We start from the raw sequence: 7,500 nt of genomic DNA, 5'->3' as shown, positions 1-7,500 counted from the left end.
AGACAGTGTCAGGTGGGCAGTTTGACTGGGGCGGTCGCCTCCTAAAGTGTAACGGAGGCGCCCAAAGGTTCCCTCAGAATGGTTGGAAATCATTCGTAGAGTGCAAAGGCATAAGGGAGCTTGACTGCGAGACCTACAAGTCGAGCAGGGACGAAAGTCGGGCTTAGTGATCCGGTGGTTCCGCATGGAAGGGCCATCGCTCAACGGATAAAAGCTACCCCGGGGATAACAGGCTTATCTCCCCCAAGAGTCCACATCGACGGGGAGGTTTGGCACCTCGATGTCGGCTCATCGCATCCTGGGGCTGTAGTCGGTCCCAAGGGTTGGGCTGTTCGCCCATTAAAGCGGTACGCGAGCTGGGTTCAGAACGTCGTGAGACAGTTCGGTCCCTATCCGTCGTGGGCGTAGGAAATTTGAGAGGAGCTGTCCTTAGTACGAGAGGACCGGGATGGACGCACCGCTGGTGTACCAGTTGTTCTGCCAAGGGCATAGCTGGGTAGCTATGTGCGGAAGGGATAAGTGCTGAAAGCATCTAAGCATGAAGCCCCCCTCAAGATGAGATTTCCCATAGCGTAAGCTAGTAAGATCCCTGAAAGATGATCAGGTTGATAGGTTCGAGGTGGAAGCATGGTGACATGTGGAGCTGACGAATACTAATAGATCGAGGACTTAACCATATAATATGTAGCAATGTTATCTAGTTTTGAAGGAATATGCCTTCAATAGTTTGGTGATGATGGCAGAGAGGTCACACCCGTTCCCATACCGAACACGGAAGTTAAGCTCTCTAGCGCCGATGGTAGTTGGGACCTTGTCCCTGTGAGAGTAGGACGTCGCCAAGCAAGCTTAAGACGAGTCAAAATGACTCGTCTTTTTTGTATGCTTTCATACCTCTACTAATTGCTTGCTTAACTCCTTCTAAATAGGCGAATCCATGCTTTTTATCTGGTTCTAAGTAAGTACCTTCTGCCCATTCATTCCAAGCATTCATAAATAAAAACTCGCTGTTGTAAAGAGAATAGGTACGATAGATTTGCTTACTTAAATATATCGTAAACTTCTCAGGAGTAGAGCCTAGGAAGATGCTACTATTTAAGTCTTTGCGGCGTGCTGTGTTGTCCCAGTCAACAAAGGCACCGGGAAATGTTTTTTTCTCTGGAGGAGATCGCTTTAGTATATACATCCAAACTTTATCATAATCCCAAGCGTTTATTTGTTTACCAGACTCATATATTGTTTTATTTATGTCTGAAGAGCTATCATGAGCAATTGTATAAAAAGGCTCGAATTGAATGCTAGCATCGAACCCATTTATATTAGGAAGTGGGAAGCTGTTTAATGTTTCTACAAAGTATATACCTTTCAAACCATTTTCTTGTGCGAGTGTATTCCAGTAATTAAGCATTTGCTCACAGTCAGGGATATGCCCAGGACGGTAAATAATGAATAGTGGTTTATCATCTATACGAATATACCTTTCATCTTGGAAAGCTTGTAATAAATAGTCGAAGTGTTCTTTCCAATCCGATAACTCTCCATAATTTTGAGGCATTAATATATGACTATCAAGACCATCCCAAGTTTTTGTCCACGGTTCATTTGCCCAAGAAAGGCAAAATGGAAAATCTGGTTCGCCCGTCTTAAGTACTTCATTAAAGGGTGTCTCCAATAGCCTTTTTCCTTTAAACCAGTAATGGTAATAACAAAAACCATATATGCCGTGTGCTTTAGCGATTTCTGCTTGCCACTTTCTTACGGATGGGTCCGTTAAGTCATAATAAAAGTCTTGATAAGGTTCTCTAGGTTGATAATGTTTTGAAAATAAAGGCCGTGCACTTTTAGTATTTGTCCATTCAGTAAAACCTTTTCCCCACCAGCGGTCATTTTCTTTTATTTGATGAAACTGTGGTAAGTAAAAAGCAATAATTTTCAAGGTATATCCCCCTTATGTTCTTCGTAGTTCAAAGTGGTGGGAAGTTACTTTTGATTTTTTGAATCGAGTTTACAGTTTGCTCGATAGAGGAATCTTGGGTGATTTAATATATATGGCTGAGATGAAAAGTGATTTTCATTATAAAATTATGTGCATTACCATGTAAGAAAAGAGTTAATCTTTTTGGAGAACAAATAGGGCTTGGGGTAATCGGTTTGCATCATCAAAAAAGTCCCGTAGCTTTAAATACTTCTCATAGTGATTTTTAATATAAGTTCTAGGTATAACGGTTTCTCCGTAGAAGCTACTATTTCTAACGTCTCCGGCTCCTGTAGGACTGTGGACAAAATTGCCGCTTTCATAATCCGAGATGGCCCGATTTATATCTGGAAAAGCTTGAGATAAAGTTTTATGCCAACTCGTTTGAATAAATTCAGGGTGTTCCTTGAATTGTTGACAGTAATCGAGAAAATAGCGTGCTTGTGTTGTAGCGATGAAGATTCCACCTGGACGAAGAATTCTTGAAAATTCCTTTATCCAATGTTCTGCAGTTTCTTCGGATAAATGTGAGAATACAGAATAAGCGAATATGATGTCCAATGAATTGTCACTAATAAATTCTACAGGAGGTTGTGGATTGGCGGTTTTATATATTCCTCTTCCTAACGTTTCATTGCAAATGTTAATCATTGCTGGATCTACATCAATCCCAAGTAAATTTTCATCGCGAACATCTTTGAAAAAAAAGCGTATAATTCTTCCCCACCCGCAACCAAAGTCTAAAATTTTACGTTCTTTATTCAAGGGAACACCCAAATTTTGGGCATATGTTTTTACATGGCTATAAAACAAATATGCTTCATAAAGAGCATGTTTATAGGAAGCACCTACAAACTGTTGTTGAATTTCTTCAGGAGGGAACATAGGTACTGGGATGCCATTTATCTTTGTTTGTGAACAACTTTGTATAAATAGATTTAGAAGTTCAACATCAGAAAGTGGACTAACAAGGTTATCAAAATCACTTCCTAACTTAAAGTTATTCATTTGTTAACCTCCAAATTATATTCGTGTTTTTTACTAATAAAAACATGTAGAAATTCAGCATCTAATCCTAGTGATCTATCCTTTTGTAAATAAACAATTGTATACATGTTTGCATGGGTATAAATATATTCAATCATATCTTGGCCCCAATCAAATGTTACTAAAGCCCCATTCTCATCAATAGGATTTCCATGATAAATTGGCTCTTCCATATACTCAATTACTTCTTTATTTATTCTTGCTCTTTGTAAAGTCTTTGGGAGTGTATGATACCAAGGGACAGTAAACACATGAGCGCCACCAGGCTTTAATACACGTTCTATTTCTTTAAAGGCTTTTTTTGGCTCCATTACATGTTCAAAGACATCTTGCGTAATGAACAAATCAAAAGATTCATTTTGGAAAGTCATGTCTTCTAAGTTCTCACATCTAATTCCTTGAAAGTATTGACCAAGAGGGTAGTTTTTAAAGTATTGAGAATATGTATAGTTTTTACAGTTTTTTATTAGTAGCTGAGTCATAATCCCTCCAGGAGAGGATTCGTGGATATGGTAGGAACCCCATTTTGGGAAAAATGTATTTAAAACATGGATTAAAGCTCGTTGCCTCGGTATAGAGTGGCATGTAGAACATAAATAGTGATCTCTAAGCCAATCATTATGCTCTATAAATATAGCTTCTTTCTCGCAAATAACACAGTATCCAGTATTGTGCTTTAAATTACCTTCCACATGACATCACTCCCGTGTGAAAAATCCATATGACATACGCCAACAATTAGCGAAATCAAAGAGGGCGGGTGAAAAGTAGGGAACCCACATTAATTAAAGTTTCACTTTATGCTATGCGATACATTCACTTTTATTCATTGGAGAATGATGTATCGACTTAAAATACTCCTTTTATGTAAGGATACATTTCAAAGTCCTGTGCATATATTTCTGTAACTAACTCCATTGTTTCTTTATCATAAAAACTTTCATATGTTGGAAAGCGAGGGAAGGCTGTATCTGTAAGGCTGAGTTCCGCATAGTTTCCTGTATAAATCATCTTATGAGCGCGATGATGATCTGAGCTTGTAAGTAGCGCTAAATGGGATTTAAGTAAATCGTACGTGTGTTCTAACTTGGTGATTTGTGTATTAAAATCTTCTAAAGGAATATAGTGTTGGATAAAATTTTCTTCACCTGGAACGTATTGCTGACTGAAATGTATGTCCATTGCTACGGAATTGGAACCGAATGCTCGAATGTAATATAAAAATTGTTTAAATGATATTCCTCGTTTACTATATTTGTCATTATACAAATACTGGCGGATACTTTCCCATTGAGGGCTAGCATATGGATTGTCAGCAAGTAATAAAAATGAGCTGACAGCCCTTGTATAGGGATTCCGCACAAGTTTACAAACATCTTTTTTTGCTGCTAGAAGACCATTTTGTAACTCTGGTATGTAGTTGGTGCTGTTTTTATACACCCAGAATTCATAGTAATGAATAAAGTCATGGTATTTTTTTGCTTCAGTAAATAATCCAATTTGAAAAAAGAACCAATTAGCTAATGTAGTACATCCGCTTCTGTGGCTCCAGAATAGTATCAGGGGAAAGTCTTTATGGAAATGTGGAATTCGGTCTTTATGTAGAATTACATGATTTAACAGCTCTTGATTTACATTCTTCATAAATTTAATGCTCCTTTTTGAAAGTTTTATTTATGGAGAAGGCTTTACTAATCCAATATATTCATGGAAATGAGTAAATATTATGAGTGTTTTTCGGTCATCTTAGATAAGACAGCGATTCTAAACAGAAAATAAAGATAATGAAAATGTATAATAAGCATACAATTATAAGAGAAAGAATAATAGAATTGTCCAAGTTCATTTATTTGTATTTACAGGTGTGATAAGCAAAAATCTTATTACTAGAGAGGATATTATGCGGAAGAATAATTATTTAATAGTAGGTGGAAATAGTTTCATTGGTATTAACCTCGCATTAGGTTTATTGAAAAAAGGCCAAAATGTAAAAGTATTTTCCAGACATATAAATAATTTTCCTCAAAATATTATAAGTGAGGTTGAATTTATTAAAGGTGATTTAGCAAATGTTGAAGATATATATAAAGCCTTAGTGAATGTGGATATTATTATTTATTTAGCTGCAACGTCTAATGTAACAACTTCAATTGAAGATGTTTTCAGAGATATAAACAGTAGCCTTTTTTTTCTTAATTTCATGGAAAGTGCTAAAAATTTCCCCATTAAAAAAATCGTATTAGCATCTTCTGGAGGCACAGTTTATGGTGAACCGGAATATCTGCCTATTGATGAGGAACATCCATTAAAACCACTTTCTCCTTATGGAATAACAAAGGTGTCGCTTGAAAATTATTTGTACTTTTATAAGAAAAAATATGGAATGGACTATGTTGTATGTAGATATTCTAATCCGTATGGAAAATATCAAAACCCGTTAAAGAAAGTTGGAGCAATAAATTGTTTTTTGTATCAGCATCTCAGTAATGAAAAGATTAATATATATGGGAATCCACAAGAAATTATTCGAGATTATATTTATATCGATGATTTAGTGGAAGTTACTATACAACTATCGCAATTAAATCACTTGAAATTTTGTGTGTATAATATAGGCAGCGGAAAGGGTCTCTCTTTAAAACGAATTATAGTAGAATTGGAGAAATTAACGGAAAGAAAAGTGGACTTTATCTGCTATAAACAAAAGCAAGAAAACGTTCAAAAAATCATTTTAAATATAGATAGAGTAAGACGAGAATGTAATTGGGAACCGAAAGTGGATTTCAAAAGTGGAATTAGATTAAATAAGCTATGGATTGAAGAGTTCTTATATAGTAAAAAATAATAAGCCATGCCCTACTTCTGTATAAGTAGAGCGTGGTTTATTATTTTATTTCTTTTTTTATTACCCAAAGATCTTGATGTTCCCACCAAAAACCTTCAGTGTATTTTTTGATAATAGGATTATAAGGTAATAATTTAATTTTGTCACATACGTAAGAGGGGCTAACGATCGTTTGCCCGTATTGATGAACATCTAAATCGAGTTGTTCGCTAGAGGGAAGAAACCAATAACCCCGTTCATTTAAAGCGGGAAAGCCGAAGTACTTTTTACTTTGATATCCATGAGTTGTGAAAATGAATAAGCCGCCAGGGGAAACAGCGTTATACAATGTCTGAAGCCAACGAAACCAAGTTGTATCAGGCATATGAGAAAAAAAGGATAGACAAAAAACGATATCATACGTAGACGAGGCTAATTTTACTTGTTCTGGTTCAGGGTGAGATAATAGAGATGAAGTATGTAATGTGTTTTCAATAAAAGTAATAGCCTCTTCGTGTATATCGCAAGTAGTTATACCTAAGTTCGTTTGCTGATTTAATAAATGACGTGTTACGCAGCCATATCCGGATGCGAATTCTAATAATTGAATTGGAGTGTCTACAGGAGGATAAAAGGAAGTAATTAAATCTAAGAGTGTTTCTGCTGATTTTCTTCCATCTTTAAAATAATAATCTATTGCTTCTTTTTTAGATGGAAAGACTGGATTTGTGACAAGGAATTGAAAGATATGATCCTCTGGGTGGATATTTGCACTTACATTGTATTTTTGTGCAATTTGAGAAATCAAATGTTTATTTGCCTCTATAAATTCTTTCAAAGAGTAACACCCCTTAAATAATAGTAATGTCTTACAAGAGATACTGATGATAAAGAAAATATATAATTAAACCTTCAAATATGTTTCAAGGTACTTTCTATATGCATACATTTTCTTTTTTGAAATGTCGTCGATAGTAAAGGTGTCTTTAATGAAATTCTGCATTTGTACAACTTCACTGTAATGGGAATATGAATCTTCTGTTCTTGTTACGCTATTTGTATGTCGTCTATGATAGTTTAGAGGTTTTGGATTAAAATAAATGTTCCCCTCTTTAAGGAGAGAAACATAGAAAAACCAATCACCAGCTATTTTAAACTTTTCCAATTGTTTTGTTATTGTTTTTATATCTATGTTTTTAAAAACTACACTTGAGACATTAGGTATGGTGTTTTTGATAAGTAACGTATCTTGTATTTCATCTAACCCTTTTCGGATATAAGAACTCTGCCATTTTTCTTTATCAATATCATTTGTGTAATCCAAATAATGATTGGCCAAGATATTTCCTTGTGCATCTATTTGTTTTGATTGTGTGTAACTTAAGGCAACATCACTATCTATATGAAACCCTTGTATTACTTCTTCTAAAAATGTCTGATCACATAAGTCATCGGCCTCAGCAATCCAAATATAATCACCGGTTGCTGCAGAGACACCTTTTATCCATTGTTTAAATACAGAACCAGAATTTTTATCATTAATAATCTGCTGAACTTTCAGGTGGTGTTTATTTTCATTTGAGAGCAGCTTTTCAAATATAGATACGCTATTGTCAGTAGAGGCATCGTCTAGGAAAATTAGTTCGTAAAGGGGATA

At 35.5% G+C, this 7,500-nt stretch carries 7 protein-coding genes and 2 rRNA genes (2 of these 9 only partly in view); 3 read left to right on the top strand and 6 right to left on the bottom strand.

All coding sequences use genetic code 11. The features are described from left to right. Together QCI73_RS26035 and rrf are read left to right on the top strand one after the other, a co-directional pair. Positions 1-677 (top strand): 23S ribosomal RNA (locus tag QCI73_RS26035) (it extends 2,246 nt beyond the left edge of the window). Between the two features lie 49 nt (positions 678-726). After that, a 5S ribosomal RNA gene (rrf, locus tag QCI73_RS26030) occupies positions 727-842 on the top strand. A 14-nt stretch (positions 843-856) separates the two neighbouring features. Here the strand turns inward: rrf and QCI73_RS26025 are convergent. The 4 genes from QCI73_RS26025 to QCI73_RS26010 form a co-directional block, all read right to left on the bottom strand. Continuing rightward, positions 857-1,933 (bottom strand): glycosyltransferase WbsX family protein, encoded by a 1,077-nt coding sequence (locus tag QCI73_RS26025; RefSeq protein WP_000691010.1) that lies wholly within the window; start codon positions 1,931-1,933, stop codon positions 857-859. 174 nt (positions 1,934-2,107) lie between these two features. Beyond that, entirely contained in the window at positions 2,108-2,980 is an 873-nt protein-coding gene (locus QCI73_RS26020; protein WP_353824022.1) for a class I SAM-dependent methyltransferase, read from the bottom strand. Then, positions 2,977-3,711, bottom strand: a complete 735-nt coding sequence (locus QCI73_RS26015; RefSeq protein WP_353824021.1) for a class I SAM-dependent methyltransferase — start codon at positions 3,709-3,711, stop codon at positions 2,977-2,979. The genes QCI73_RS26020 and QCI73_RS26015 overlap by 4 nt, the downstream gene beginning before the upstream one ends. Before the next feature lie 157 nt (positions 3,712-3,868). Further along, a complete protein-coding gene (locus tag QCI73_RS26010) occupies positions 3,869-4,663 on the bottom strand; it encodes a sulfotransferase family 2 domain-containing protein (protein ID WP_353824020.1) in 795 nt (264 codons plus the stop codon). A gap of 256 nt (positions 4,664-4,919) precedes the next feature. On the opposite strand from QCI73_RS26010, the gene QCI73_RS26005 reads away from it, so the two are divergent. After that, positions 4,920-5,864 (top strand): NAD-dependent epimerase/dehydratase family protein, encoded by a 945-nt coding sequence (locus QCI73_RS26005; protein WP_262726388.1) that lies wholly within the window; start codon positions 4,920-4,922, stop codon positions 5,862-5,864. Between the two features lie 40 nt (positions 5,865-5,904). On the opposite strand, the gene QCI73_RS26000 is transcribed toward QCI73_RS26005, so the two are convergent. Both QCI73_RS26000 and QCI73_RS25995 read right to left on the bottom strand, forming a co-directional pair. Next, a complete protein-coding gene (locus QCI73_RS26000) occupies positions 5,905-6,681 on the bottom strand; it encodes a class I SAM-dependent methyltransferase (RefSeq protein ID WP_353824019.1) in 777 nt (258 codons plus the stop codon). 66 nt (positions 6,682-6,747) lie between these two features. Continuing rightward, positions 6,748-7,500, bottom strand: the 3' portion of a protein-coding gene (locus QCI73_RS25995) for a glycosyltransferase (RefSeq protein WP_353824018.1). The gene runs 1,179 nt beyond the window's last position; the window shows 753 of its 1,932 coding nt (coding positions 1,180-1,932); its start codon lies beyond the right edge, outside the window; its stop codon occupies positions 6,748-6,750.

The sequence above is a fragment of the Bacillus cereus group sp. MG16 genome (assembly GCF_040459875.1).
GTDB classification, from domain to species: domain Bacteria; phylum Bacillota; class Bacilli; order Bacillales; family Bacillaceae_G; genus Bacillus_A; species Bacillus_A paranthracis.
The sequence above is the reverse complement of the archived record's forward strand: the minus strand, read 5'-3'. Positions and strand labels throughout refer to the sequence as shown.

Coding starts and splice junctions, on each gene's coding strand:
- QCI73_RS26005 (WP_262726388.1), top strand. CDS start 4,920: ATGCGGAAGAATAATTATTTAATAGTAGGTGGAAATAGTTTCATTGGT.
- QCI73_RS26010 (WP_353824020.1), bottom strand. CDS start 4,663: ATGAAGAATGTAAATCAAGAGCTGTTAAATCATGTAATTCTACATAAA.
- QCI73_RS26020 (WP_353824022.1), bottom strand. CDS start 2,980: ATGAATAACTTTAAGTTAGGAAGTGATTTTGATAACCTTGTTAGTCCA.